The organism is Pseudomonas sp. 5Vm1k, from assembly GCF_056161485.1.
In genome coordinates, this window is record NZ_JBSPCZ010000012.1 from 66,597 (window position 1) to 92,293 (window position 25,697).

Below are 25,697 nucleotides of genomic sequence, written 5' to 3' on the forward strand. Positions count from 1 at the left end.
AATGATCAACCCCATATCTGTAAGGGAACTGCGCATGAGCACTATCAGCATCATCGGCTCAGGCAGCATGGCCGCAGCGATCGGCGGCCTTGCCGCCAAGGCCGGACACACCGTCGAGGTGATGAGTCGTGACACCGACAGGGCGCGGGCGCTGGCCGAGCAGATCGGAGCCGGCGTTACGACAGGAACGTTCGGCGCAGCCCCTGCCGGGGATATTGTCATCCTGGCGGTTCCTTACTCCGCCGTTCTCGACGTGGTGAAGCAATACGGCGAAGAGCTGGCAGGCAAGCTTCTTGTCGACATCACCAACCCCGTCGCCCCCGACTTCACAAGCTTTGTGACCCCTGAGGACAGTTTCGGCGCACAGGAAATCGCCAAAGCTGCCCCGGCCGATGCTGAAGTCGTCAAGGCGTTCAACACTCAGTTCTCCCACGTCCTGGCTGCCGGTTCTATCGAGGGTCATTCGTTGGACGTGTTCATCGCCGGGGACGATGCGCAGGCGAAGGCTCGCGTCTCGGCGTTCATCAAGACACTCGGACTGCGCCCGATGGACACCGGGCCGTTGCTCATGGCGCGAACGCTGGAGCATGCCTGTCTGCTTTCGCTGGGCCTCACCGCCCACTCCGTCAAGCACACCAACTTTTCAATCGGCGTCAGCCTTCTCGGCTGAGTGCACCCGTAGTACCTCTTCTCGCATCTCATCACTTATAAGGAGCATCAACATGCACGTTTTCGTTACTGGCGGGACCGGCCATTCCGGTCCGTATATCATTTCCGACCTCATTGCAGCCGGTCACGAGGTCACTGCGCTTGCCCGGTCGGACAAGTCCGCAGAGGCAGTGTCTGCGCTTGGCGCCAAGGTGCGTCGCGGCGACCTTGATGATCTCGACGGGCTAAAAGCGGCGGCAGCGGATTCCGACGGTGTCATTCACGTCGCGCACAGGCAAGACCTGCTTCCCACCGGAGGCCTCGACGCGGTGGCTGCCGCGGAGCAGGCGATCATGCTCGCATACGGCGAGGCACTGAAGGGGACCGGAAAGCCGCTGGTCACGTCTGGGAGCATCGGCTCGCCGGGCTGGGAACATCTCGGCCGTCCAGCAACCGAGGATGATCCCACCCTCTCTGGCGGCGAGAAGTTCAAGGGCACCTTGCGAGTTCGTAACATCGTCGAAACAACCGTACTCGGTCTCGCCAAGCAAGGCGTGCGGTCCTCGGTCGTGCGGATTCCTACCATCATGCACAGCACGACCGACAACGCCGGCTTCCTCCCGATACTGATCGGACTCGCGAAGGAGAAGGGCGTCATCGGATATCCCGGTGACGGCAAGAACAACTGGTCGGCCGTGCACGCTCGCGACCTCGCCGTCGTGTTTCGTCTGGCACTGGAGAAGGGCCCTGCCGGCAAAAATTGGCATGCGGTTGCCGACGAGGCTATTTCGTTCCGCGAGATCGCCGAGGCCATTGGCAGCCGTCTGGGCTTGCCGGCCGTGAGCATTCCAGCGGACGTACTGATGCTGCCGGGATACTTTGGCTTCCTCGCGAATCTGGTCACGCTGGACCTCCCGGCGTCCAGCCTCATCACCCGCCAGACCCTCGGCTGGAAGCCTGCTCAGCCCGGCCTGCTCGAGGACCTGGACAACGGCCATTACTTCCCCGTCGACTGAGTTGAGTTGAGGAGGGCGCCGGGTCGCAATTGGCCCGGCGGACAGCAATTTCACCAGGAGACTGCACATGAGCACTATCAGCATCATCGGTTCAGGAGGCATGGCCGCGGCGATCGCCGGCCGTAGCGCCAAAGCCGGACACACCGTTGAGGTGGTCAGCCGCGACCCCGCCAAGGCGCAGGCGCTGGTCGACAAACTCGCAGCCGGAGCGATCACAGGAACCTACGGGGCCGCGCCGGCCGGCGACATCGTCATCCTCGCCGTGCCGTACACCGGGGCGGCGTCGGTGGTGGCCGATTACGGGGACGCGCTCGACGGCAAGGTGATCATCGACATCACCAACACGGCCTCCCCGGACCTCACGGGCCTCGTCTCTCCGGCCGGAAGTTCTGGTGCGCAGGAGATCGCTAAAATCGCCCCCGCCAGCGCGCATGTCGTGAAGGCATTCAACACCCTCTTTGGCCACGTCCTTGCTAAGGGAGGCCTCCTCGACGCGTTCATCGCCGCCGACGATCCGGAGGCCAAGGCGCGCGTTTCGACGTTCATCGAAAGTCTTGGGCTGCGTCCGTTGGATGTCGGTGGCCTGCACATGGCCCAGACGCTTGAGGCGCTCGGCCTGATGATGATCGGCCTGGCGAAAAACGGTGCCGCCAGTTGGGACATCGCCTTGAGCGTCGATATCGGCTGAGTCGCCGACACCCCTCAGGTCCATGGCGTCGCGATCAGACGTCAGAGAAACGGAGAGATTTCGATGAACGTGCAAGAGAATGTCCAGATTGTGAAGGATGCGTTTGCAGCCATCGGCCGCGGCGATAGGCAAGGTCTGCTGGCGTTGTTTGCCGAAGATATCGAGTGGATCATTCCCGGCGAGAAATGGCCGCTGGCCGGCACGCACCGCGGGCACGCCGGATTGGCGAATTTGTTTAAGACGCAATCCGAAACGATGGAAACCTCACTCATGGAACCCCGTGAATTCGTAGCGCAGGGCGACCGGGTTCTGGTCGTCGGCTTCGCCAGGGGGAGAATTAAAGCGACGAACAGGACGTGGGAGGACGATTGGGTCTTCGCCATTACCGTGCGAAATGGAAAGCTGACAAGTATTCGGGAGTATATCGATACGCAAGCGCTGGCGCGGGCCTGCGAGGTGGACGCGGGCTCCAGGCCCTGACCCATCGAGATCGATCCCACACGACACTATTCACAAAGTCAGCGAATACGTTTGAACAGCGGCAAAGCCTTGCCGAAGCGCCAAATAGTCGGAAACCAACTACGCGGAGGATTGATGATGCTTACTCATTTGCACATAGGTAATGAGCGCCTCTCGGCGTGAGTTCAGATGGCGAACCCCGCTGTCCATCTATTCAAGGCAGGATTCAGGCGTCGCGGGCAAGCTGTCTAGAAATGCGCCAATCTGCCGTCTGCATCGCAAGTGCACCGTAGGAATCTGCGGGCCAATGGCTTGACGCACCGCATCGATCCCTGGGCGGTAGCCACGATCGAAATTCCATACGAAGTTCAGGAATGTCAGGAACGCTCGGTCGAGCTTCTCCGTACAGCCTGCTGGAAGGTCTGTGCGAGGGCGGTTCATTACGCTGCGCATGATCACCCGGGTGAAACAGGTGAGCCGCGGTGTATCGAGCCAAATGATCAGGTCGGCACGGGGCAGGCGGAGGTCGAATGTGCGCCGGGCATAGTTGCCCTCACAAATCCAGGCATCCGCAGCGATCGCTTCGCTGACCCGTACGCGAAACTGTTCGGCATCGGGTTCGACCCAGTCGGGCTCCCAAAACAGGGTGTCCAGGTGCACCACGGGCAGGCTAAGGCGCTTGCCCAAGGCGCGAGCGAGGGTAGATTTGCCGCTACCGGCATTGCCCAGAATTACAATCCGTTGCATGGAGACTTCCTGTCGCAAAAAAGCCGGCAATTGTGCAGGTTTGGGATGTTCAGTTAAAGGTTGATGGGAGACCGCACCACAGAAATTAATTTTGTTGCGTCGACCGGTTGAATCCACAACCCAAAGCGGTCAAATCACTAAACGCATGTTCCACCGACAAAGAATGGGATTCGCTGGATTTCCGCCTCGCTCATTACTCGCCAATCATTTGGCAAAATACCGTACTCGAACTCGGCGCTTTCCAGTGCCTCATCCAATCCAAGCATCAAGTGGTCGCCTTCAATTTGGAGTTTTCCGTAGTCCTTAAAGCGTATCTCCAGATACACCAGGTCATCGTCTTCGGCCTTCAGGCCGAAAAGCACGATAGCGGTAACGTCAGGCCGAAAATCGCTGATTTTCCTTACATAAGCAAATAGGTGATTTGTGGGCTGGGGCATGGCGTCGGCCGTATCTATTGATGGTGGGTTAGGGCATTTTTATGACCTTAGCGTCGGCTCAGCACAACTTCTCGCGCACAGCCCTCAACACCGCTTCGATGTGCCAGGTTTCGACGCCGATGGCGACTGCTTCGCAGGCATCAAGCACTAACTCGATTTGGGTGGCTATACCTTGTTCGAGAGGCAGTCGCTGCGCGTCTTCAAGAAACCTGCGTTTACCTGTGAGCCAAGGTCGTTGTTTGCCCGTCAGCAACGTAAGTGTTTGCGGGTAGGTGCAATGCAGTTTTCGACGCAAATTGACCAGCGCCGGTTTGTCGCCTCGGTCAATTGCCGGAGTCAGTACATACTGGTTGTCCGACACTGCCTCCAGATCGTGTTTGTCTTGCAGATACTCATTGACACTCATGCAACTGACGACTGTCTCACGCTCGCCCGTCATGACGTTGATCAGGTGCGTGTTAACACCGACGTAGCAGAACTCCGTCATGCCGTGGACGACGTAATCCTCACTGTTACTGCGAATAACCCAGTAATCACCATTGGCGGAAAGCTCACATGACTGAATGACAAAACGCTCAGGTTTGCCATCTCTCATGACGCCGTCAAACAGGCCAAGCACGATTTCGCAGGCATGCTCGGCGGTTAGCACTGCCTTGATCTCTGTCACGCTTTGCCAAAACCAAACAATGAACGCAGCCAGCCTGCCGACTTCCGTTCATAGAAGGGTGCGGTTTGCTTGAGGAAGTAATCGCTAAGGCCTGATTCCCCTTCGTGAACGCGATAGAGGTCAACGGGTTCGCCATCCGGAGTGGTATCCCCGGCAACGTTACCGGCTTCGTGCATGACCAGTTCAATATCTCCGTCCGCTTCAATACCAATGATCAGATGAGGCTTTTGATCAGACGATGCGTCATGCATCAACGCCAGAAATGCACGCTTTACGTTGCGATGTTTGGCGAGTAATTGTGTGAGCGAGTTGACCATCTTCGACGGATATTGCGACGGCTGTCCGAGCAGCACTTTGGTGTCTTTTTCGACCGTGCGCTTCACCGGCTTTTGGCCGATCTCGTCGGAGAGCAGATGGCGCACTTCCTCCGGGAAAAACTCTTTCCCGTAAGGAGACTTTGGATTGAGGAAAAGAGGGGTGCCCAGTGTGATTTCAAACAGCGATCTGGCCGGGATCTCTACGTAGGACTCTTCGCTATCTATGGATCTTTGTAGTGTTTGCAGCGAAGAAAAAAACGGGATGACAGCGGAACCGTCAGGCTTTTGCCAATGCGCGATGCTGATGTTGCTACCAGCCTCGAGGTTGACTTGACCTTCGCCAGTGCCGGCAGTGCCAAGGACGTAGATAGTGGAATTCAACAGCGTCTTGAAAAAGTCAGGTCGATGGGCCGGTTCATCCGCCGCCAGCCTGAGTGATTTTTCGAGGGTGTTTTCTTGCTTGGTATCCATGATGTCCATCGGCAGTTCCATCAAAACAGACAAAAAGTGAGCGGCAAAGAGCGCGCAGTTTTTCACGCGACTGTGAAAACAGGAAGAACAGCAGGCTAATAAATCTGAAGCATACGGAAAGTCACCCTGAACGGTTTTCCAAGGAGAGCTCCTCCATATCAGTGGTGGATGAAGAGCCCAATGCGGTTCGCCTCGAAGGGCTGCTTCTGGCCGATTGTTGCCTGTCGCGAAGGGTTGTTTTCGATCTAGAGCGGTACTCAATAGCTAGGGAAAGTCAGCTTGCTTGCCACTGCGTCGAATGAAAACTGGCGCCTGCGAATGGGAAAGAAGCTTACTTTTGACTTGGAGAGCTATTGCAGCGAAGCTTTTTCCAGTGCCTCGCTTGGAAATCGAGTAGTCCTGGTAAGCAGAAACATTCTCCCATTGACCCACTGATTCAACATGCCGATGAGCACCATCAGTGTCAATTTCAAAAGCTATGAATTGCTCCTCCTGAGTGAGCAGCAGACCATAAAGACGTGGCATTCCGGGAAAGTCGATTTGAAGTTCAAGTACGATGGTTTCTGACCAATTAATATCTTTGGATTTACCATAGCTTTCTAAGGCAGTAGGAACACCGGTGGCCAGCCAGGTCCTGGCGTTTCCCATGAGTCTGTGAGCGGTGAGAGCGTTTTGCTCTTGCACGTTCAGTTGCCGCTTTTTCAGGAGGCGGTCAAAATCCACTCTGATCCCCTCTGGAGTGATTGGGTACAGGATGACGTTGTCGTATCAAGCGTGCAACGGTGGGGTCGATTCTGATCTCGCGCAGCTATCTGGGGTAGCGAGATTCTGGATGCAAATGGTGAGAGATCTCTTTCGACCCAAAGCTGCCATGCCGTCAAACGCAATAGCCCTATGGGATGAGTTATTGGCCAGATTGCACGCGCTCTATAGCTTCGAGAAGCTGGCCGTCGAAATACTCGGTTCCATCTCGCTCCTGCTCTTTCATGCGACGCTTTGCCTCAACAAGCAGGTGCATGACAGCAATGTTCTGATTCAAAAAAGTTGCGACCATGAGGTCATTCAAATTTGCTAGAGGTGTCTCCCATGCCTCCTTGCAACGCTGCATCAGTCCTGTGTGGTCATTCCCACACCACGGACCAAAAAGATTCGAGACTGTCAGGTTGGAAGTCATGAACCTGCCTATGAGAGAAATTGAATGACTAGTAATTTCGCACGTTCGGGAGATATATGAATAGCGAAATTGAATGACCGCTTCTGGCCGGAAGCAGCCGGCGAGTACCAACGAGAGTCGGAGATCAGTGGGGCGTTCGGTTGCGTCTACTAAGCCAGGGTGTATTCAATGCTACGCTTCCTGTGATTCGTACTCGAACCCTCATCTGGGGCCAAAAAATGACAGCACTGAAGTTCTTTTTCGTGAAGTACAGATATCGCCTCAAGTCGTCGCTCGATAGCGAGTCATGGTCCGAAGGTACAAGGGCGATTCGGGCGGATAGCCAAGAAGATGCCAATTACAGTGCTGGGCAAATGTTCCCGCAGGAGATGCCAGATCATGTGATTGAAATTTTAGACCTCAGAAACGAACTATAGGCCGTATACATGTCAACCGAATACCATCACACAACATCCGTGTCGCTTCCTCCGGAGTCGGCTATTGCTAAAGCCTACGCATCGATGAATCTCGCCGACGCTTACTCGATCGAGCTTCCCACCGGAGCGTCAACCAATCCCGAATTGTTGGCGAGGTTCATCTTCGCTCACCAAGCGCCTTGGGTCAGCAACCTCCTGACGGTTCGAGACGCGCTCGTAGCCGGTTTCGGCCTCAAGACAGCTAAGCATCTCGCATCACTGGATGCGGAGAGCGGGGCGGGCCGACTCGGCATCTTTAAGATCTACAGTACAAGTCCAACTGAAGTTGTTCTTGGAGAAGACGACAAGCACCTGGACTTCAGGCTCTCTGTTCTGTGTTCCGGTCAGTCGTCGCCGGGAGCTAAACGTCACTTGATTCTGTCGACCGTTGTTCATTGCCACAATCGATTAGGTCGTCTCTATATTTTTCTCATTGCCCCGTTTCATCGCTTAGTCGTTCAGTCCAATCTTCGTAGTGCGGCACGGATCGGCTGGCCATCGGGAACGGAGGCGTAAGCCCAAGTCCAAATCATCATGCGCGGCCAACTGAGGTCTAACCCTTCCCTCAACCCGGACCGCAACCGAAGACTGCCGCTGCGCAGCATAGGTTGCGGCCTGTTTGCTCGGCGTTGATCGACAGCTTCCGGGAAGCATGACCGACGGAAAAGGGTCGTTGGCTGCCTTTCGCGAGCGGCTGTTATCGACCCAAAGCAGCCGGTGGCGACAGACAGAAATCGGCCAAAAGCAGCCACTGGTGGACTGGATCGATAATAGACAGTGCATTCCATTTTCGAGGACATGGACTATCGGTCGCCTATTTTTCCGTCTCATACTCTTTAGCAGCTAGTTCTGTGTTCGATGCGTAGGCTTGTGAAACAAGGAGTAGTGTTTTGGACGCAACCGCATAGATAACAGCCAACCCCGTAATCATGAATGTTAAAAACCACAACATGTTGTTAATGGAGTCAGGCGCCATAAGGTTCGTAACCCCAATCATTACCATCCCATAAAGCAGCGGGATTAGAGAGAGACAGAGCGCAAGCTTGGTTAATCTTTCAAACAGCAAAATAGATCCAGTTCTTGCATTGCAGCGAAACGACCCTTTAGTGGACTTCAATGCCAGTCTTGCGCGAATCAGATCGTAAACTGAAGCTGCGCCGCCTATAAAACAAACCCAAGCCATGGGATCATTCAGCATAAATTTAGACTGAGATCCCAAAAAATAAAGGCCGAGGTAACCAATAGGGGCGATCAGAAGGAAAAGCACAACGCCATAAATATCGAAAGCCGCCTCGACAAACTGTTTCTTCCTATCTCCTTTTAATACTCGACTGATACGCCAATACATTAGAGGAGTGAATAATATCGCAATTACAAAGGCAAACGACGTGGATACTTGGACCCACTCCATTGAGTAAAAGCTTTCGAACATTAGGGCGATTCCTTATAACCAAATACAACACATTTAAGCATCAGACGACAATGCTCGCTTGAACCAATTATCAAGAGCGCAAAGCGGATGCTGTCAAGGCCGGCCATATTTCTCTTGTGTTTTTGTCAACGAGAGAGCTATCCCGATTTAAATGGCTTGAAGAACTTGTCCGGTGCAAGGTATAGCTTTCCTCGTGTTCTCGAGAAAGCTACATACAATTTGTTTCTCGTCTGAGCTGGGAGCGTATTCAGACCAGACTTTTGATAGCAGCTCCAATGCTTAGTCCCCAAGACCACGCACACGTCGGTGTAGTGATCCAAGCCTTTGCTTGCGCCCCAGTTATTAGAGAAGCACCCGAATTTTAAGTGCTCTTGGTAGAACAGTTTTACGACGCTCAGATCGCTGTGGAGGGCAGTCGCTTGCGCTTGTGTATTGACAGATATGATGTCTGTGACGATTTCATGCTGCGAGCGCATATCTATTTGCAAATGGGTGGATATGAAGTCGCATACCGTAGTTCCGCACCGCCAACTCCGGCTTAGCGTTTCCTTGTCCACGCTGATGCCCGCGCTGAGAAATCTCTTTTCGTATTTCACTATGTCATCATGTAGTGACTTGTTTACAGCCCCGTCTCTGCTCGTATCAAAGGTGTGTTGAAAAAAATCACCTACAAACAGCATTTGTACTTTGGCCTTGGCCAACCCCATCAGCAGATTAAAGTCATGCCCCGCTAGATCTTGAACCTCGTCAACGTAAAACTCATCGTAAAAACGTTCGATTCTGGCTATGACATCAGGTATCGCTTCAGCTATCTCAATCAGCTTGGCCAAGCGGTTGTGATAAAGGCTTCCTCTCTCGTTGAAATAGTATCGGGGGTTATCCCGCTTCAACCGCAAGGTGTAGTCAGGCGGGGCACGAAAACTCACCCCTCGTGTGGCCAATTGGAGTTGCATGAGGGGGCGATAGCAGAAACTATGGAGAAACGTAAAGTAGCTGAGAAGCGTGATGTTCCTGGGCACAAAACCAAACCGATTGATGATGCTCTCCCGAAGGTGAGCATAGTTATTCTCGGTGTAGGTCACTATCAGAGCCCGTTTTTCAAGGCTCAGGCTCTTTACAAGCAAGGTGGTTTTACCCGAGCCGGCCACAGCGAACATTACTCGTTTATCCACTTGATAGCCTCCGCGATGTAGGCTGGAACGGTGAGGTCTCCAGGCTTGCCTTTGAGCAACTCAAACGCCGCTTCTGCTTTATTCGCGAGCATGTATTCCAAGGGCGAGAGCGTCTTGCGTCCCGGACCAAATGCCGCCTTGCAGACCTCTGTGTTGTCCTCATGAAGCCCAATTTCAAACGTGGAGCGCTTATTGTCCAAATCCGCAAAGATCTTCGCGTTTTCCGAGGCATAATCGACGTAGTTATCAATGCAATTTTTCTGATAATTCTTGTCGTTATCCCGAATAGCGGCAACCTTGATACTCAAAAGGTTCGCTAGCTCCATATACCGCTTGAAGCTAGTGCCTCCTATAGATATCACGTGGACGTCGTCAGCCTGTGGCAAACGCCCACCGGTGCATTGTTTGTAGAATTCCTCAACCAAAATGAACTCTGCGTCACCCTCGACCAAAATTACTTTGTTCGATAAAACGAACTCCAATACGTTGTTGTCTGGAGCCTTCATGAAGAACTCTGCAGTCTCCTCTGAGAGTCCCTTGAGGGAGGCAGCTTTACCCGCTGGGCCAATCAAAAGCGCATGTCGAAGATCCAGTCGAGAACAGATATGGCTACTGTGGGTGGCGATGAGGAGCTGTGTAGTTTTGTTTTCAGCTAGCTTACCCACCAATGCCTTCATCGACGTATGACTGAGGTGATTTTCGGGCTCCTCCAGAAGCATCACATCTAGGCCACCTTGCTTATGCCGGCCTAGCGCGAACTCGGTTTTTATGAAGCATTGTCTGCCCTTGCCATGGTTCTCAAGCGGGATATTGCCCTCGGTGATGATCAGATCCGTCTCTAAGTTCGACCGCACACTGCTACGCACGTCGAACTGGTAGCCCGGCAGCCCCTCATTCAACTCTGCCAAATGTTGCGCAGTGAATGCCTGCTTTCCTTGACGATACAGATTCTCAAGTTTGTAGCGGTTTTCCAACGGTGCATTGAAGGTGTAAACAGCTCGGGTGTACTCGCGGGCGGCGTAATCGCCATCAATCCGCGAGCTGTCCAACATGAGATGCTTTAACGGGCGGTTGAACGCGGCATAGGGTCTCGCTGCAAAGGTTAAAAATTGGACTGCATAATATTCGAATGGAAAATTCGGTTGCGCATCGTTAAGAACAGTTTGAATTGCCTCGCCATATTCATCCATGGGAGCGATGATCATGCGCAGTCCATCAGTGTTACGCTGCTCCGCATTGTTCGTGCCGTACAGATTTTCGTCGTCGCCCTCCTCAAGGAAGACATCGATGACCAGCTTTGGCAGCTTATCCAGGCGCTTGTCACCAGCCAGGAAGACGTCAACGGCCTGTTTATTGAGCAACGTATCGACACCAAGTGTTTCAATGCGATTGCGGCTGCCACCGAGGGCCAAATCCAAAGCCAGAAGCACACTACTTTTCCCTGCTTCGTTGTTGCCGATCAGCACATTTTTTGCATATTCAAAATCAAGCGTGAGGCTTTGGAATTTCTTAAAATTTTGAATTACCACCTTCCTTATGGTGCGCATGTAGCCCCCTTAATGTAGTTATTTTAACGGTTTAATAAGCGTCCACGTCATTAAAGCCCGAGGGTTCGCACCATGGTGATTTGGTGTCTAAAGCTAACTCGACCTGATGATCTCGCTTATCATTTTTCAATGCCGAAAAAAGAGATCGAGACCAGCAGCCATTCATGTTCTGTCGCTCATCGTGGTGTGACCAAAAAACCTGGGGCAAGGAAGAGGCCTCAGTCGTCTCGGACCCCTTTAGCAGAATAGCTCTGGATCAGGAGTAGCACATCACTATTGGAACGGGATTGCTGGGTAGGTATTTCTTTTTAGCCCAATCAAATGCGGACGTCACCGGAGGCCAAAGACCCTGAATCACCATCAGCAATGCAAAAGTCAAAAATGCTCGCAATAGAAACACATGAGTCATTTTTATACAGGTGACTTTTTCGTTCACCAACGGATAATTCAAGTGGATGGCAAGTGTGATTTCCTTGATAAGCGCCGTCGGAGATTCGGCGCTACCTGCGAGACGTACCAAATCACTCGAATGTATTTGATTAAAGCGGGAGACCTTCAGTGTATGAAATGCCCACAGGCCGGCGTTGACCAAGTAACAAACGGCCAATGCAAATATCAGCAGGGACAGTCCCGAAAATATTGCGCTCGCCTTATCGTTCCAGATACTAGGAATAAGAGAAGTCAAAACTGGCACAAGCGCAGTGATCGCGGCAAAGTAAATTCCAGCTTTTGTGTCCGCGCTTCTGCGCCGTTCTGCTTCTGCATCATAAAGACGACGTGCCTCATCAAGCGCGACAGCGGCGCCGGGGCTCCAATTATCCTGCTGAATGGAGGCCCGAAGCTTGCTCTCAGAATCGCTTTCGGCTTGGGCCTCCGCGACAGTTTGCTTTTCGAGAATAGGCCAAACAAACTCGCGAATCCTGTTCATCCGAAGGAGATCTCTTCCAGCTCGTCAACAATGGCTCTGGAAATCGGATAAGCCGTCAAGTTCTCTATCCATGCCCATTGCCCGTTCGGATTGACCTCCAAAAACCAAAGCTTGCCCTCTTGGTCGCACACAAAATCGATCGCACCAAATCTCAGCCCTAGGGCTTTAACGAGATCAATACAGCGGCGGTTAATCGATTCCTCGAGCTCAATCCTTTCATGTTTCAAATCGGTTCGAGTGCCCTGACGCCAATCTACTTCAGTCTCAGCATTGGCCTGCGACCAAATCGCGGTCGCGAAAACGTTGGTACCAACCACTGTTACTCGCACATCGTAACGTTTAAGAATTTCCTTCTGAACAATGAAGGGAGCTAGTGCGACAGCTTTTGCATCGCTCTCACTTAGCGCACCGATGCGATGGGTAAACATTACGCGCTCGTTATCGCCAGAAAGAACGGCTTCTCGCAAAGGTTTTCCAATCGATCGGTGCTGATCTGTCAGCTTCTTCACCAACGTCCAATCATTAGTAACGCAGACCTCTGGTATATCGAAACCCAGTTTGTGAGCGAGCATTAATTGGCGGGGTTTGTCTTCTGCTAAAAATATCCGTGTAGGGCTACTAAACCAAACATCTTCAAGACACATATACAAACTTTTGAGAAAACTACCCCACTCGGACTCTACATATCTTTTCTCGGCTAGATCCTTTACGGAATCCAAAGCGTTAGGTGCGCCTGGACGACGGAAGTAGGCTGCAGTGACCTCGTCTCCACGAACCTCTCGGTCGCCGATGCGAATCGACCATGTTTTACGGTCTCGACCCGACATGGTACTGATTGACTGCGGCAAGAGTTCGGTATTGAGCCTGTAAAACGGTATCTCGCGGCGCCTTAGTTCGGCGACCACATAGTCCATCGTTATATCCCGTCGATTGGTTACCAACAAAATCATCGTCATTCCTTTGGCTAATCGTTGAAATACTGAGACTCCAATCCAGACGCCGAATCGCCGTTATCATCTTTCTCCACCTGCACATTGGTCTTGGTAACGAGCTCCAAAAACTGGTTGAACTCGCTCGCAGCATCGTCTTTTTCGACTACGGTGTCTGTCTTGGTCACGAGTTCCAAAAGGTGGCTCATTGCAGAGTCAACATCATCACTTTCTGCCCGTACCTCAGTCACGGTTTTCAGCTCGTATAGCGAATAAATACCTTCGTCATCCTGCTCCGCGTTCACTTTAGTCTTCGTCATGAGCTCGGCTAACGCAAAATGGTCAATAACGGGGACGGGGCCAGCCTCGGTATCTACAACCCACATCGCCATTTCGGTGGAGTAGTAACCGGGCAACCTGTCCTCCCCCGTTCTTGCGATCGCGAAGCGCGCCAAAAATGGCATAGCCTCGCCAGATAGTCCTTTTTCCATCACGCCCATGTTTTGCTCTCCATGCTCAATGCTGCAGTGAAATAGCCGCAACTGACGATACTGCTTTGACATCACGAAGTCGACTCACTAACTATGCGAATCTGGGCTTCCTATCGACCACTTTGCATCGTTCGTGATTTCTAGACACATCGAATGTCCACTGATGCCAGGCAGGTAGTGCAAGATGCGCGGTGCCGAGCCGATAAGCGAATGTTTTCGGCGAGAAGCGCGGTTAGGCCTCTGCTTTAATCAGCACGCCGCTCTTAACCCGAGCCTCCAGTATCGCGGAAAATTCCTCAAAATCGTGCGCGGATTCCGGGGCTATATACATCAAGTTGCCAAAGTGGTCGGCGTAGTCTTGAAGGTAAAGGCCATGGCTCCCGTAATACTGCTGCGCGATCTCATTCCCAGCGTCGTTCAAATCCTCCTCCGTAAATTTGCCATCGCAATACCTGAGGAGAAACTCCGTGGCGGAGAGTTCGCCGCTGATCACTTGGACGACGGCTTCAGGCTCTTCCTCGACGTGAAAGTCGCCAGCCCAGCCTTTGACAAAACACCATCTCAAGAACAGCGCTATGTGTGTGCCGCCGTGCTCCTGTGGTTGGCCTGCTGGAAAGTCTCCGCCATGGTGCCAGCTTGCATCATCGTATTTCATGGGCGTCCTTGAGATGTTTTGCGTTGAGATGGGGGCTTGATTTATCACATTCTCGCAGGGATAGGGGAGGTCTGTTTTCGCTTTCATTCAGCACGCAATGAACAAAAGATTCGCCACGTCTCCATTGCTGCCTCGTGACTGCGAATGTCCACTTATGGCCGATAGCTGGCTGTTGTCAGTAGCTCCGGCCATCAGCCTTCCCTAGTAACCGCGAGGGTGCGAAAGAAAGTAACGTTCGCAGGCCCTCACGGCTGACCTTGGTCATTTTCAGAACGGCGCTGAACAAACTTCACGAGTACGGTGGTGCCAAGGGCCTAGTGCCATGGACAGCTCACTCGCAAGCAAGCGCAACGTTCCCTTTTAGCTGTTGGGCATTAACTTCCGTCTGGCGACGCACTTTGAACCATGCAGCGTACAACGCCGGGACGAAGAAAATCGTCAGTAGCGTCGCCACAGTAAGGCCGCCCATGATCGCGATCGCCATCGGCCCCCAAAACACACTACGTGTGAGCGGGACCATTGCGAGTACGGTGGCGAGTGCCGTCAGCATTACCGGTCGCGCTCGGTGAATGGCGGCATCCAGCACAGCATTCCACGGGTCGCGCCCCTCGGCGATCTCGATTTGTATTTGATCGATCAGGATCACCGCGTTGCGCATGATCATGCCACCCAAAGCGATGATGCCCAGGATCGCGACGAAGCCCAGCGGCGACTGAAACACCAGCAGCGCGGGCACCACACCGATCAGGCCCAGCGGTGCGGTCAGCATCACCATCCACATGCGGGAGAAGTTCTGCAGTTGCAGCATGAGCAACAGCAGGATGGTGATTAACATCAGCGGGGCCACCGCGAGCAGCGCCTTGTTGGCCTTGTCACTTTCCTCAACCGCTCCTCCCACATCGATGCGGTAACCGGTTGGCAGCTTCGCTTCGATGTCTTTGAGCAACGGCTGGATTTCCTGCGTCACCGATACGCCTTGCTCTCCATCCTTCACGTCGGCACGCACCGTGATCGCCATGTCGCGGTTGCGGCGCCACAGTACCGGTTCTTCCAGTTCAGAGCGCACCTGTGCGACTTGCGACAGCGGCACCACCGTTCCCTGGCGTGTGTAAAGGTTGATGTTCTTCAGTGTGTCGAGGTTCAAGCGTTCCTCTGGCACGGCACGGGCGACGATGTCGATCAGGTCCTCGTGCTCACGCAACTGCGACAGGGTTGCGCCGTTCATCACGGTCTGGGTCGCCAGCGACACGTCGGCCGGCGTGAGTCCCAGCGCGCTCGCCTTGGCCTGATCAAGCTCGACCTTCAACGTGCGCACCGGGTCGTTCCAGTCGAGCTGGAGGTCGCGCACCTTCGGGTTGGACGCAACCACCTTCTCCACGTCGCGAGCAATCTGGCGCACCTTCTGGGTATCAGGCCCTACGACGCGAAACTGCACCGGGTAGCCGACAGGTGGCCCCAACTCAAGCCGGGTCACGCGCACCCACGCCTGCGGGAATTGTTGGTCAGCCGAGGCCACCAACCGAGCACGTACCCGCTCGCGTGCATCCAGATCTTTGGTCATCACAACGAACTGGGCAAAACCTGGATTCGGCAGCTCGGGGTTGAGCGATAGATAGAAGCGCGGCGCGCCGGCGCCGGTGTAGGCGGTATAGAAACGCACGTCTTCGTCCTTCGCCAGGATCTCCTCCATGTGCTTGACCTGCTCGGTCGTCGCGGCGAACGAGGAGCCTTCCTTGACGCGCAGATCAATGACCAGTTCAGGACGCGAACTGTTGGGGAAGAATTGCTGCGGCACTAGCTTGATGCAGGCCAGAGCAAGCACCAGAGCGCCAACCGTCGCACCGATGACCACCCAGCGGCGCTCAATGGCGGCGTCGATAAGGCGGCGCAGGTTGCGATAGAACTTGGTGTCGTGCTGATTGCCGTGCTGGTGCTTGCCCAGGTCGTTGGGCAGCATCTTGACCGCCAGGTATGGCGTGAAGATGCCGGAACAGATCCACGAGAACAGCACCGCAGCGCCAACGATCCAGAAAATGCCACCCGCATATTCCCCGGTGGTGGACTTCGAGAGGCCGATCGGCAGAAAGCCAACGACTGTGATGAGTGCGCCGGTCAGGCGCGGCATGGCGGTGGACTGATAGGAGAAAGCGGCCGCCTTCACGCGGTCCATGCCGGTTTCCATCTTCGCCACCATCATCTCGATGGCGATGATGGCGTCATCCACCAGCAGTCCCAACGCGATAATCAGTGAGCCGAGCGAGATGCGTTCGAGGTTCCAGCCCATTGCCAACATCACCAGCGCCACGCCGCCCAGCACCAGCGGCACTGTGGCCGCGACCACGAGGCCTGCGCGCCAGCCCAGGCTGGCCAGGCTCACTGCAATCACGATGATCAACGCCTCGGCCAGCGCACGCCCGAAGTCCAGGATTGCATCCTTTACCGTGGTTGGCTGGTCAGCCACCAGCTCAAGTTCCACGCCGTGCGGAAGTTCTGACTGGATCTTGGCGACTGCCGTGTCCATTGCTTTGCCAAGGTCCACGATGTTGCCGTCGCTGGTCATTGTGATGCCGAGCATCAGCACTGGCTGGCCGTTGTGGCGGACCGTGTAGGTCGGCGGATCCTCGAAGCCACGTGTAACGGTCGCGATGTCGCCGAGCTTGATCAGCCGGCCGCCCGCAGAGATGGGCACGTTGCGGATTGCCTCTTCGCTGGTGAATTGGCCACTCACGCGCACCATGACGCGGTCGCCGCGGGTGTCAATCTGGCCTGCGGGCAACATTGCGTTCTGGCTCTTGAGACTTTCGGCAATGGCCAGCGGAGTAATGCCCAGCGCTGCCAGGCGTTCGTGAGAGAACTCGACGTAAATACGCTTGGCCTGCTTACCGATGAGATCGATCTTCTTGACCATCGGCACCTTCAGCATCTGGCGCTTGATGTCTTCGGCCGCGTCCGACAGGTCGGCGTGGCCGACACCGTCGCCCTTGATGGCGTACATCAGGCCATACACATCTCCGTACTCGTCGTTGAGGATCGGGCCGATCACGCCATCAGGCATCTCGAGGCTCAGGTCGTTGAGTTTCTTGCGCGCCTGATACCAGGCTTCTCGCTGGTCAGCCTTGGAAGTGCCACCACGCACGGTGAGCGTCATGCCGGCGTAGCCTTGCCGCGCGTAGGTGACAACCTTTTCGAAGTTGTCGATCTGCTCGAATTTCTTCTCCATGCGGTTGAGGACCTGGTCCTGCAACTGCTGGGCAGTGGCGCCCGGCCAGATCACCATGGCAGTCATGGACGGCACGGAAAAATTCGGATCTTCGAGCTGACCGAGCCGGGTGAAGCTGAAGGCACCGGCCACCGCGACAATGAGGAGCATGAACAGAACGATGGCGCGATGGCGCAGCGCCCAGTCGGTGAGGTTGAGATTGTTCATTGGGCTGCCTGCTGCGTGGTGTTCGTGTCAGCGATCGTCGCACCGGGGAGTGCGACCTTCAGTCCGGACGTCATCTTCTGGACACCGGCGGTGACGATCAATGCGCCAGCCTGCGGCCCGGAGACAAGCACCTCGTCGTTGCGGTAACCCCAAACTGCCACACGCTCCAGATCGACGACGCCTACCGAATCCTTACCCGTGGGCGTGACCAGCCATAGAGCCGGCTGACCGCCGCTCTGCGTCAATGCCGTGGCTGGCACTGCCGCCACCGAGACACTTGCCATCACGCGCTTGGCTATTACTGTGGCGGTGGCGCCCAGCGGCAGTGCCTGCAGTGGCTTAAGCCGCGCGCGATAGGTGCGCGTCTGCGCTGCAGCCTGCGGCGACAGCTCGCGCAGCGTGACATCGAAGGTCTCGTTTGGCGCACTGGCCAGCGAGGCCTTGAACTGCGCGTCCTTGAAGACGGACAACTGATCTTCGGGCACGTCGATGACGATCTCCGATTCATCCGGATTCGCGATCGAGATAACCGATTGGCCCTGCGCCACGACCTGACCTGCCTCAAAGCGCATTGCCGTGACGACACCGCTACGCGAGGCGCGCAGCACGGTGTACTTGAGCCGGTTGCGTGCGAGTTCGAGCTTTCGCGCCTCGGCTTCGGCGGTCGCATGCGCGGTTTGGGCATTGGTCTGCGCGCGCTCGGCGTCGGCCGCACTGACCGAGCCGTCAGCCTTCAACGCGGTCAGGCGCTGGCGGTCCGAGTCGGCCTGGCGCGTCTGCTCGACGGCAACCGTCCACTGTTGTCGCGATGCTTCCTCTGCGAGGCGATAGTCACTGTCCTCCAGCACAGCCAGGATGTCGCCTTCACGCACAAATTGGCCTACATCGACCTTGCGCTGGGCGACTTTGCCACCTACGCGGAAGGCTTGGTCGACTTCATGCCGCGATTGAACGGTGCCCACATAACGACTGATGTCGCGGGCATTGTCGTAGCTGATTGCAGCGGTGCGCACCGGTCGTGGTGGCTGCACGGTGGGCTGGTCGGGGCTACACGCGGACAGCATGACGGCGACGGCCAAGACGCCGGCCGCAGTAAGGGAGTTCTTCAAGACGGTTCCTCTTTGGAAAACGACAGATACTTAGGAAAGTGGTGGCCGGTCGGCTTTGGCGGATGCGGATGCGGTTGGATTGGAGGGTTGTTCGAACACCTGCCAGCCCCCGCCCAGTGCCTTGTAGAGCTGCACGCTGTCGAGCAGCAGTCGGGTGTTGCTTTCGTTGGCGCTCAGGCGTGCACTCAGGCGCGCACGCTGCGAATCCAGCAGAGGCAACAGGTCGACCTGCCCACGGTTATAGAGCGACTGGGCGCGATTCTGTGCCGTCTCCGCAGACGCGGCGGCCAATTGCAGCGTCCCTGAACGGCGGCGTTCCTGAGCAAGCGTAACGAGGGCGTTTTCCACATCCTCGAGCGCCCGTACGATGCCGTCTTCGGCGCGCAGCAGCGCCTCTTGTTGAGCACTTTCGGCGGCGTCATTGATCGCTTGCGTGCGCCCGGCGTTGAAGAGCGGCATCGCCAGCAGGCCCGCGACGTTGGTGAAGCGTGCAGCGCCGAGATCGGCACCATTCAGGTTGAGACCCTGGCGGCCGAAGGACGCGCCGAGAAAGAGTTGCGGAAACCACTCAGCTTTCGCTTGCTGGCGACGTGCATTGGCAGCGTCGAGCTGTGCCATCAGCGCCAGTACGTCAGGTCGGCGTTGCAGCAACTCGGCGGGCTGCCCGGGTTTGGCCTCGGGTACGTCGGTCAAATCTACGTTCGAAGGCTGGATGTTCTTGGTGTTGAAAGACTGGTCGGCGATCAGCACCGCGATACGGTGGCGTGCCACCGCCACTTGGGTTTCCAACGGCGGAATCTGCGACCGCGCCGTCAAGGCGTCGGTCTGCGCGCGTTCGACGTCGAAGGCAGATGCCAACCCCACCTGTTGACGCGCATTGACCAGACGCAGCGTCTCATCCTGCATCGCTGAGATTGCGCGCAGTGTCGCGACTTGGCGCTGTGCACCAACCAGTGTGAAATAGTTGCTGACGACATCGCTCATCACCAGCAGGCGTACTCCCCGCATGTTGTGTTCCGCCGCTAGCGCATCGGCGTCAGCCGCCGCTGCGCCGGCGCGCAGTCGGCCACTCAGGTCGAGTTCCCACGAGACGTCCAGGCCCATACTGGTGGTCTTGGTATCCGGATAGCCCTGTTTTATAGCCGAGTTGTAGCCGCTGCTGCGGTCACTGCCGGACACCGATGCTCCGACGCTCGGGAGAAGCCAGGACTGGCTGACCGTCTCTCCGGCACGCGCGGCGCGCAAGCGCTCGGCGGCAATCTTGACGTCGCGGTTCTCCCGCGCGGCTCGGCGCACCAGGTCCGTCAGCAATGGGTCGTGGTAGACCTCCCACCAGGCCGCCTCGGGCTCCATCTCGGAGGCGGTACTCGCGGCGAAGTGGCTCGGGACGTCGACCGATGGCTTGGCGACAGGTGTGGAGCAACCAGAAAGGGCAAAGGAGATCGAAGTGACAAGGGCTGCCGCCATGGCGAACCCAGTCGGGAGCTTGGTCCGTTGCAAGGTTATCCCGTTGATATGGTGGGGCAGCGGATGAGGGGTGGAAAGTCGCGGCATGAGAAAAGAGCTCGTGAAGATTCGAGGTGGCATCAGCGTAGGGCTCGGTGTGCGCGAAGTCGTCAGCGAAGGGTCGCCGTTCGGTCGCCATATCGAGCGCTCGTTCGTGGTGGAGGCGTCACTCGCCGCTGGCATCTGCCGTATGCTCGGCGGCTGCCAACGCGAGGTCCGAGGTAATCGACTCCAGCAGCTCTTCGGCGGAGGAAAACTCGCGCTGTCGTCCGGTGACCAGGTTTTCGAGGCGGCCCGCCAGGGCTCCCTGCGCGGCGTCGCTACGTAGTTTCACTACGTACGAGCGGCGGCTCGGGTATTTGGATTCAGGGTTCAGGATCATCGCAAACCAGAGGGGCAAGAAAGTTCGACGACAGCGTAAGCGGCCCCCTGGGCCGAGTCGTAAGCGAAAGGTCAGAATTCGGTCGGGACAGTCACCCTTACCGCAAAGAAATCGCGCCGCTTCACACCGGCTTGGCAGCGTGAATCAGTGAGCGCGCGCGTTTCGCCAGATCGGTTCCGTCAGTTTCCGGCGACTGGTCAACCAGCGTCGCCAATGCCAGATAGTCCTCGGCCGTAGCGTCAGGGTGCTCGCACAGGTCGACCAGCGCTTGCAGCTCCAGCCACGGTGCTTCCTGGGCGCAAGCCTCCTCAACCGCACGCCGCATCGCCACGCGGCTGGCATCCGACCGACCCTGAGCTCGCGCGATCGCCGCCGCCAGTAGCAACAGCTGCGGCAGGTAGACGCGTTCGCCCAGTTCCTCTCCCACCCGCAAGGCTTCCTGCAATTCAACGTGTGCAGCGTCGTAATCGCCTGCCAGTAGCAGCGCCTCGGCGGCATAGCCGAGTACCTCGCTGGCACCGGAGCGCATACCCAGTCCGGTGTGTTCGTCGTAGGCCTCACGGATGTTTCGGTAGCCATCGCGCGGTGCACCATTGCGTGCGTCGGCCCAGCCGCGCCACCAGCGACAAGCCGTGCGCCCGAGAGCGAGCGAATATTCATCGACGAGCTTCTGCATATCGTCAGCCAGCGCTGCCACCCGCACAGGATTTCCCAGACGTACCTCGATCAACACCTCCTGCCAGGTAGTGACCAGCCACGTCATAGGTTGGCGCAGAGTTTGCGCACGCGTTCGGGCTTGCTGCATATGAGTTCGCCCTTGCTCAATCAAGCCAGACCGCACCAACTCGATGGCCAGCATACCGTGCAGCATGACCTGGGGATCTGCCGCAAAGACCTCGTTTGTCCCTATGCCCAGGGGCTCGGCGATCGCGAGGGCGCGCTCTAACCAGCTGCGTGTCATTCTCGTGCGGCCCTGGAGATGATGCACCTCGGCCTGAACGATGCACGCCGCCAGCATGAGCTCTTGATCGTTTGCGTTGAGGGAGAGAGCTTCAGCACGCTCTGCCACTTCCAGAGCCTGCGAATAGTCGCCGCGCAGACCAAGCAGATAGCCGAATCCATGCAGTAGGCGACCACGCATGGGGTGTTCGGGTACATCCGCCAGCAGCCTGTATGCACGTTCGAAGGCGCTCTTGGCTTCGCTGCCGACACCGAACATGTGGAAAGCCGAAACCCCTTGCAGCGTGGCCAGGGTAATTTCGAGCGAATTGCGCTCCATCCCTTCGGGAGCCTGCATCATCAGGACCAAGGCGCGCTCAGTGAGGCCAATGCACAAGTCCGGACTGAAGTGCAGTAGCGCGGCTTCTGCGGCCTCGACGTAGTAACGCAACGCAAGCATCGGCTGCCGAGCGCGGTCGAAGTGCATCGCCAGCTCCGAGGCAGCAACCGGCACGCCGGTTGCGCGTTCGCGTTCGAGGGCAGCGCCGACCTGGCGATGGAGTTGGGTGCGCAATGAGCGCGGCGTGCGGTCAAACAGCACCTGGCGGAAGAGGGCATGGCGGAAAGAGTGGGGGGGCTCTACCGTCTCTTCAACTTCTGTGGCCCGCGATCGTATGAGCCATATCTGTTCGCGTATCAGCTCTTCACAGGCGTGGGCCACCGAAGCGAGGTCGCGTTCGAGGGCCAGTGAAACCGTCTCGATGCGGAACTCAACCCCGCACACCGCTGCGGCCGAGAGGAGGGTACGTTGCTCGGGACCCAGCTTGGCGATGTAGTGATCAATGATGGCTGCGAGGTTTTCGGGAACCGCCAGATCCGCAAGTCGATCTTCGATGGTGGCGTTGTCGTCCTTTGGGTCCATCACTTCACTGGTGATTGACGAAACAAACAACGGCACACCGTCAGTGCGCTCGTGCAGGGCGCGCACGAAGGCTTCATCGCGTGCCAGTGAGGGCGAACGCAGTGCAACATAGTCAGCGACCTCGGTTTCCGAGAACGGGTCGAGCACCACTTCCTCGCACAGACGTTGCAGGCGCAGTTCGTGGCGCAACGAGCTAAGGGGATGATCGAGCGCAACCACCTCGGCGAGGCGGAAGCTCGACAGCCACATCAGCCGCGTGCGGCCACGTCGCCGTGCCACATAGTTGATGAGCTGGACCGTCGCCCGATCGCTCCAGTGCAGGTCTTCGGTCACCAGCATCAGCGGGCGCTGCTCTGTGTAGCGGTCCAGCAATTCGCCCATTTCCCTGAGCATGCGATCCGGGCCGACGCCGGCAAGCTCGCGTCGCAACGCGTCTTTCTCCTGCGTGGTACTCAACCACGGAAGTTGCAGCAGCCAGGTCGGTGCCACCGCGCGCATCAGCGCCGGCAGGGTGGGGTCGCTGCGGCACAGATCGGCTAACGCCTCCAGCACCGGCAGATACGGTTCGCCGGCGCCATAGTGCTCCACGCAATGGCCGCGTGCGCAGGCGATGTCGCCAAGGCCAGTAAGGAAATGTTCGATCAGCGTGGTCTTGCCGATCCCCGGCTCTCCGGCGAGCCAGACCACGGCGCGCTGGCCGCTATTCGCCCGCTCCCAGGCCTTTTGCAGCCTCGCGACCTCGTCAGTGCGGCCGATGAATGACGGTGACGAAGGTGTGCCGGTCGCTGTAACCGTCGCGGATGCAGACAGCATCGAAAGTGCGGAGGAGGGGGGGGCGATGAAACGATAGCCGCGCCGCGACACCGTCTCGATGAAGCGAGGCTGCCTGGGGTCGTCGCCCAGCATCTTGCGCAGATCGCTGATGGCCGTTTTCAGGACCGAATCGCTGACAAACCGATGCCCCCATACGGCATCAAGCAAGGCATCCTTGGTCACCAGCGACCCTGGCTGGCGTGCGAGCACGCATAGCAACGTGAAAGGCGTCGGCGCCACGGCAACGGCTTCCCCATTACGCAACAAGCAGGCGTTGGACTCGTCGAGCTCGAATTCGAAGAAGTAGAGCAAGACTGGGTTCGGATGGGGCTGCGGACGTGCCACGGTTGATTCCTAAAGACTGAAACAGGGTTGTGCGCCGCGAAGCTTCTCATGGGGTTCGATGCTGAAAACCGGTGTGCCCGACTTCCCTGTCGACCAGCCTCGCCAGTCTTGAACCATTGCTCCAATGACAACGCTGATCGGCTCTGAAGCCAAGCGTCGCCGGTCGGAAACTGGCATACACGCAAACTCGATTCACGCTGCGCAATTCGGCCCGCCCCTTGGCCTCATCGCGGCTTGAGCATGATCCCAAAAAACAATGACAAAAACATCAATATTGAAATATCTATCAATATTGAATACCTTCACCTTGCCTGACGATGAGACCTCGCGTTTCACGACTTCAATCACAACAAGGGCTCGAGATGAACAACAACAAGAATATTTGCGAATTGCCTCCCACCGCCGTCGACGTCTTGGTTATCGGTTATGGTCCGGTAGGTGCGACCATCGCGGCGCTTCTGGGGCGCTATGGGGTCACGACCCTGGTACTGGACAAGGTCCATGACGTCGTATTGATGCCGCGTGCCATTGCTCTGGACAACGAGGCGCTGCGCATCCTGCAACAGGCCGGTTTGTCGGAAGACGCTTTCGAGAAGATCGTTATCCCTGAAGTGAGGATGCACTCCCCGGTACTCGGGCAGTTCGGTCGAGCCAATACCGAGGGATGCGTCGACGGCCATCCGAAACTCGTGACGTTCTATCAACCCGACCTCGAACACGCGATGCGCGGCCAGGTTTCCCGGCTTAAAACCGTGACCAGCCTGGGTGGCTTCGAGCTTGAGAGCCTGGTCGAGGAGGCGGATTGCGTGGTTGCCGTCGTACGAGATCAAGATGAGCGGTCGCATTCTGTTCGCGCCCAGTACTTGATCGGAGCGGACGGCGCCAGTTCCAGGGTCAGGGGGCTGATTGGCCAGGAATTCGAAGGGCAGACCTATGCGGAGGATTGGCTGATTGTCGATGTCAAGAACCGGCATAAGTCAGCGATTGATCACATTGAGTTTCTCTGTGATCCGCGGCGCCCAACGCCACACATGCCTGCACCCGGTGGCAGGGAGCGCTGGGAGTTCATGCTGCAACCCGGCGAGTCCCGGGAAGAGCTGGAAAGCCCGCAAAGCATAGCCCGGCTGATTGCGCCATGGATCAACCCGCAGGAGCTGGAAATCGAGCGCAAGGCGGTGTATCGATTCCACGCGCGGTGCTGTAACAGATTCAGTAAGGGGCGCGTCTTTCTCGCCGGCGACGCAGCGCACATCACCCCTCCTTTTGTCGGGCAGGGTCTGGTAGCGGGACTTCGAGATGGCGCCAACCTTGCCTGGAAACTGGCTTGGGTTCTTCGCGGCCATGCCACGCCTGCAATACTCGATACCTATGACGTAGAGCGTCGCCCCCATGCCCGGGCAATGATCAATCTAGCGAAACTCATGGGCCGCCTGGTGATGCCCAAGAACAAGATCGCCGCTTTCTTTGTCCACGGCCTGATGCGCACGCTGGCGTTGACTCCCACCACCAGGAGGCACTTCGAACAGTTGGATATCAAGCCAAAGAACACCTTCAAACACGGCCTGTTCGTGCAGCATCGCCGGGGCGACAAGCTGGTACGTGGCAGCCTGTTTCCCCAGGCCTGGACTCGCAACATGCAAAAGCAGATCAAACTGAGCGACGATGCTCTGGGAGATAGCCTGACCCTGGTTGGATTCGGTGTTGACCCGTTGTCACTGCTAACCCCTGACCAGATCATTTCCTGGGAAAAAATGGGTGGTCACTTTTTAGAGGTCAGAGCACGTGGCCAACGCTCAGGTGGTAGCTGCGACTTCATCGAAGACATGAACCATGAGATCCTGCCGCTGGCTGCCAAGGGAACGCTCGTCGCGGTTCGCCCCGACCGTATCATCATGCACCACGCCCCTGGCGCAGAGGCAGGCAGCCTCCTTCGAGACTGCAGGAACCTGCTGGCTAGCGAAGACGCCACGCCGGACAGCGTTTCCATTACTATCAACGAGCCCATTAGATTACGAGCTTGA

Annotated in this window: 24 protein-coding genes; 6 read left to right on the forward strand and 18 right to left on the reverse strand. The window is 56.7% G+C overall.

The genetic code is table 11. The features are described from left to right. The first annotated feature begins 34 nt into the window (after positions 1–34). The 4 genes from ACWIKB_RS22445 (at position 35) to ACWIKB_RS22460 (ending at position 2,832) form a co-directional block, all read left to right on the forward strand. The gene (locus tag ACWIKB_RS22445; protein ID WP_475269459.1) at positions 35–670 is read left to right on the forward strand and encodes an NADPH-dependent F420 reductase; all 636 of its coding nucleotides are present in this window, start codon (positions 35–37) and stop codon (positions 668–670) included. A 52-nt stretch (positions 671–722) separates the two neighbouring features. After that, positions 723–1,664: an SDR family oxidoreductase gene (locus ACWIKB_RS22450; RefSeq protein WP_475269461.1), complete on the forward strand. Its 942-nt coding sequence runs from the start codon at positions 723–725 to the stop codon at positions 1,662–1,664. A gap of 67 nt (positions 1,665–1,731) precedes the next feature. Next, positions 1,732–2,352 (forward strand): NADPH-dependent F420 reductase, encoded by a 621-nt coding sequence (locus tag ACWIKB_RS22455; RefSeq protein WP_475269462.1) that lies wholly within the window; start codon positions 1,732–1,734, stop codon positions 2,350–2,352. A 63-nt stretch (positions 2,353–2,415) separates the two neighbouring features. Then, positions 2,416–2,832 (forward strand): nuclear transport factor 2 family protein, encoded by a 417-nt coding sequence (locus ACWIKB_RS22460; RefSeq protein WP_475269463.1) that lies wholly within the window; start codon positions 2,416–2,418, stop codon positions 2,830–2,832. A 189-nt stretch (positions 2,833–3,021) separates the two neighbouring features. On the opposite strand, the gene ACWIKB_RS22465 is transcribed toward ACWIKB_RS22460, so the two are convergent. The 6 genes from ACWIKB_RS22465 to ACWIKB_RS22490 all read right to left on the reverse strand — a co-directional run bounded on the left by ACWIKB_RS22465 (position 3,022) and on the right by ACWIKB_RS22490 (position 6,624). After that, positions 3,022–3,558, reverse strand: a complete 537-nt coding sequence (locus tag ACWIKB_RS22465) for a P-loop NTPase family protein (protein ID WP_475269464.1) — start codon at positions 3,556–3,558, stop codon at positions 3,022–3,024. 137 nt (positions 3,559–3,695) lie between these two features. After that, positions 3,696–3,995, reverse strand: a complete 300-nt coding sequence (locus ACWIKB_RS22470; RefSeq protein WP_475269465.1) for a hypothetical protein — start codon at positions 3,993–3,995, stop codon at positions 3,696–3,698. Between the two features lie 58 nt (positions 3,996–4,053). Continuing rightward, positions 4,054–4,662, reverse strand: coding sequence for a hypothetical protein (locus ACWIKB_RS22475; RefSeq protein WP_475269466.1), 609 nt, complete (start codon positions 4,660–4,662; stop codon positions 4,054–4,056). After that, positions 4,659–5,459 (reverse strand): enhanced serine sensitivity protein SseB, encoded by an 801-nt coding sequence (sseB, locus tag ACWIKB_RS22480; RefSeq protein WP_475269467.1) that lies wholly within the window; start codon positions 5,457–5,459, stop codon positions 4,659–4,661. Before sseB ends, ACWIKB_RS22475 begins: the two co-directional genes overlap by 4 nt. A 255-nt stretch (positions 5,460–5,714) precedes the next feature. Continuing rightward, positions 5,715–6,173 (reverse strand): hypothetical protein, encoded by a 459-nt coding sequence (locus ACWIKB_RS22485; RefSeq protein ID WP_475269469.1) that lies wholly within the window; start codon positions 6,171–6,173, stop codon positions 5,715–5,717. Positions 6,174–6,354: 181 nt separating this feature from the next. Then, complete coding sequence (locus ACWIKB_RS22490) at positions 6,355–6,624, reverse strand: hypothetical protein (protein WP_475269470.1); 270 nt, start codon at positions 6,622–6,624, stop codon at positions 6,355–6,357. Between the two features lie 425 nt (positions 6,625–7,049). Between ACWIKB_RS22490 and ACWIKB_RS22495 the strand changes: the two genes are divergently transcribed. Further along, positions 7,050–7,595, forward strand: a complete 546-nt coding sequence (locus tag ACWIKB_RS22495) for a DUF2867 domain-containing protein (RefSeq protein WP_475269471.1) — start codon at positions 7,050–7,052, stop codon at positions 7,593–7,595. Between the two features lie 298 nt (positions 7,596–7,893). Here the strand turns inward: ACWIKB_RS22495 and ACWIKB_RS22500 are convergent, their stop codons facing one another. The 12 genes from ACWIKB_RS22500 to ACWIKB_RS22555 form a co-directional block, all read right to left on the reverse strand. Beyond that, complete coding sequence (locus tag ACWIKB_RS22500; RefSeq protein ID WP_475269472.1) at positions 7,894–8,511, reverse strand: hypothetical protein; 618 nt, start codon at positions 8,509–8,511, stop codon at positions 7,894–7,896. A 137-nt stretch (positions 8,512–8,648) separates the two neighbouring features. Beyond that, entirely contained in the window at positions 8,649–9,683 is a 1,035-nt protein-coding gene (locus ACWIKB_RS22505; protein ID WP_475269473.1) for a DNA helicase UvrD, read from the reverse strand. After that, a complete protein-coding gene (locus ACWIKB_RS22510) occupies positions 9,668–11,230 on the reverse strand; it encodes an ATP-dependent nuclease (protein ID WP_475269474.1) in 1,563 nt (520 codons plus the stop codon). The genes ACWIKB_RS22505 and ACWIKB_RS22510 overlap by 16 nt, the downstream gene beginning before the upstream one ends. A gap of 256 nt (positions 11,231–11,486) precedes the next feature. Beyond that, entirely contained in the window at positions 11,487–12,158 is a 672-nt protein-coding gene (locus ACWIKB_RS22515; protein WP_475269475.1) for a hypothetical protein, read from the reverse strand. Next, positions 12,155–13,108 carry an MvdC/MvdD family ATP grasp protein gene (locus tag ACWIKB_RS22520; RefSeq protein WP_475269477.1) on the reverse strand — a complete coding sequence of 318 codons (954 nt, stop codon included), beginning with the start codon at positions 13,106–13,108 and terminating at the stop codon, positions 12,155–12,157. The genes ACWIKB_RS22515 and ACWIKB_RS22520 overlap by 4 nt, the downstream gene beginning before the upstream one ends. Before the next feature lie 14 nt (positions 13,109–13,122). Continuing rightward, positions 13,123–13,587 carry a hypothetical protein gene (locus tag ACWIKB_RS22525; protein ID WP_475269478.1) on the reverse strand — a complete coding sequence of 155 codons (465 nt, stop codon included), beginning with the start codon at positions 13,585–13,587 and terminating at the stop codon, positions 13,123–13,125. 223 nt (positions 13,588–13,810) lie between these two features. Continuing rightward, complete coding sequence (locus ACWIKB_RS22530; RefSeq protein ID WP_475269480.1) at positions 13,811–14,233, reverse strand: DUF7832 domain-containing protein; 423 nt, start codon at positions 14,231–14,233, stop codon at positions 13,811–13,813. Between the two features lie 331 nt (positions 14,234–14,564). Beyond that, a complete protein-coding gene (locus tag ACWIKB_RS22535) occupies positions 14,565–17,660 on the reverse strand; it encodes an efflux RND transporter permease subunit (RefSeq protein WP_475269481.1) in 3,096 nt (1,031 codons plus the stop codon). After that, complete coding sequence (locus ACWIKB_RS22540) at positions 17,657–18,769, reverse strand: efflux RND transporter periplasmic adaptor subunit (protein WP_475269482.1); 1,113 nt, start codon at positions 18,767–18,769, stop codon at positions 17,657–17,659. Before ACWIKB_RS22540 ends, ACWIKB_RS22535 begins: the two co-directional genes overlap by 4 nt. Positions 18,770–18,799: 30 nt before the next feature. Continuing rightward, positions 18,800–20,323 carry a TolC family protein gene (locus ACWIKB_RS22545; RefSeq protein WP_475269483.1) on the reverse strand — a complete coding sequence of 508 codons (1,524 nt, stop codon included), beginning with the start codon at positions 20,321–20,323 and terminating at the stop codon, positions 18,800–18,802. A gap of 118 nt (positions 20,324–20,441) precedes the next feature. Then, the gene (locus tag ACWIKB_RS22550) at positions 20,442–20,657 is read right to left on the reverse strand and encodes a hypothetical protein (protein WP_475269484.1); all 216 of its coding nucleotides are present in this window, start codon (positions 20,655–20,657) and stop codon (positions 20,442–20,444) included. A 121-nt stretch (positions 20,658–20,778) separates the two neighbouring features. Further along, positions 20,779–23,676 carry an ATP-binding protein gene (locus ACWIKB_RS22555; protein WP_475269485.1) on the reverse strand — a complete coding sequence of 966 codons (2,898 nt, stop codon included), beginning with the start codon at positions 23,674–23,676 and terminating at the stop codon, positions 20,779–20,781. A 362-nt stretch (positions 23,677–24,038) separates the two neighbouring features. On the opposite strand from ACWIKB_RS22555, the gene mhpA reads away from it, so the two are divergent. Continuing rightward, positions 24,039–25,697, forward strand: a complete 1,659-nt coding sequence (gene mhpA / locus ACWIKB_RS22560) for a bifunctional 3-(3-hydroxy-phenyl)propionate/3-hydroxycinnamic acid hydroxylase MhpA (protein WP_475269486.1) — start codon at positions 24,039–24,041, stop codon at positions 25,695–25,697.

What these genes read in the sequence shown, in the direction of transcription:
- ACWIKB_RS22445 (WP_475269459.1), top strand. Translation starts at nt 35, where the DNA reads ATGAGCACTATCAGCATCATCGGCTCAGGCAGCATGGCCGCAGCGATC.
- ACWIKB_RS22450 (WP_475269461.1), top strand. Translation starts at nt 723, where the DNA reads ATGCACGTTTTCGTTACTGGCGGGACCGGCCATTCCGGTCCGTATATC.
- ACWIKB_RS22455 (WP_475269462.1), top strand. Translation starts at nt 1,732, where the DNA reads ATGAGCACTATCAGCATCATCGGTTCAGGAGGCATGGCCGCGGCGATC.
- ACWIKB_RS22460 (WP_475269463.1), top strand. Translation starts at nt 2,416, where the DNA reads ATGAACGTGCAAGAGAATGTCCAGATTGTGAAGGATGCGTTTGCAGCC.
- ACWIKB_RS22465 (WP_475269464.1), bottom strand. Translation starts at nt 3,558, where the DNA reads ATGCAACGGATTGTAATTCTGGGCAATGCCGGTAGCGGCAAATCTACC.
- ACWIKB_RS22470 (WP_475269465.1), bottom strand. Translation starts at nt 3,995, where the DNA reads ATGCCCCAGCCCACAAATCACCTATTTGCTTATGTAAGGAAAATCAGC.
- sseB (WP_475269467.1), bottom strand. Translation starts at nt 5,459, where the DNA reads ATGGACATCATGGATACCAAGCAAGAAAACACCCTCGAAAAATCACTC.
- ACWIKB_RS22490 (WP_475269470.1), bottom strand. Translation starts at nt 6,624, where the DNA reads ATGACTTCCAACCTGACAGTCTCGAATCTTTTTGGTCCGTGGTGTGGG.
- ACWIKB_RS22495 (WP_475269471.1), top strand. Translation starts at nt 7,050, where the DNA reads ATGTCAACCGAATACCATCACACAACATCCGTGTCGCTTCCTCCGGAG.
- ACWIKB_RS22500 (WP_475269472.1), bottom strand. Translation starts at nt 8,511, where the DNA reads ATGTTCGAAAGCTTTTACTCAATGGAGTGGGTCCAAGTATCCACGTCG.
- ACWIKB_RS22510 (WP_475269474.1), bottom strand. Translation starts at nt 11,230, where the DNA reads ATGCGCACCATAAGGAAGGTGGTAATTCAAAATTTTAAGAAATTCCAA.
- ACWIKB_RS22515 (WP_475269475.1), bottom strand. Translation starts at nt 12,158, where the DNA reads ATGAACAGGATTCGCGAGTTTGTTTGGCCTATTCTCGAAAAGCAAACT.
- ACWIKB_RS22520 (WP_475269477.1), bottom strand. Translation starts at nt 13,108, where the DNA reads ATGATTTTGTTGGTAACCAATCGACGGGATATAACGATGGACTATGTG.
- ACWIKB_RS22525 (WP_475269478.1), bottom strand. Translation starts at nt 13,587, where the DNA reads ATGGGCGTGATGGAAAAAGGACTATCTGGCGAGGCTATGCCATTTTTG.
- ACWIKB_RS22530 (WP_475269480.1), bottom strand. Translation starts at nt 14,233, where the DNA reads ATGAAATACGATGATGCAAGCTGGCACCATGGCGGAGACTTTCCAGCA.
- ACWIKB_RS22535 (WP_475269481.1), bottom strand. Translation starts at nt 17,660, where the DNA reads ATGAACAATCTCAACCTCACCGACTGGGCGCTGCGCCATCGCGCCATC.
- ACWIKB_RS22545 (WP_475269483.1), bottom strand. Translation starts at nt 20,323, where the DNA reads ATGCCGCGACTTTCCACCCCTCATCCGCTGCCCCACCATATCAACGGG.
- ACWIKB_RS22550 (WP_475269484.1), bottom strand. Translation starts at nt 20,657, where the DNA reads ATGATCCTGAACCCTGAATCCAAATACCCGAGCCGCCGCTCGTACGTA.
- mhpA (WP_475269486.1), top strand. Translation starts at nt 24,039, where the DNA reads ATGAACAACAACAAGAATATTTGCGAATTGCCTCCCACCGCCGTCGAC.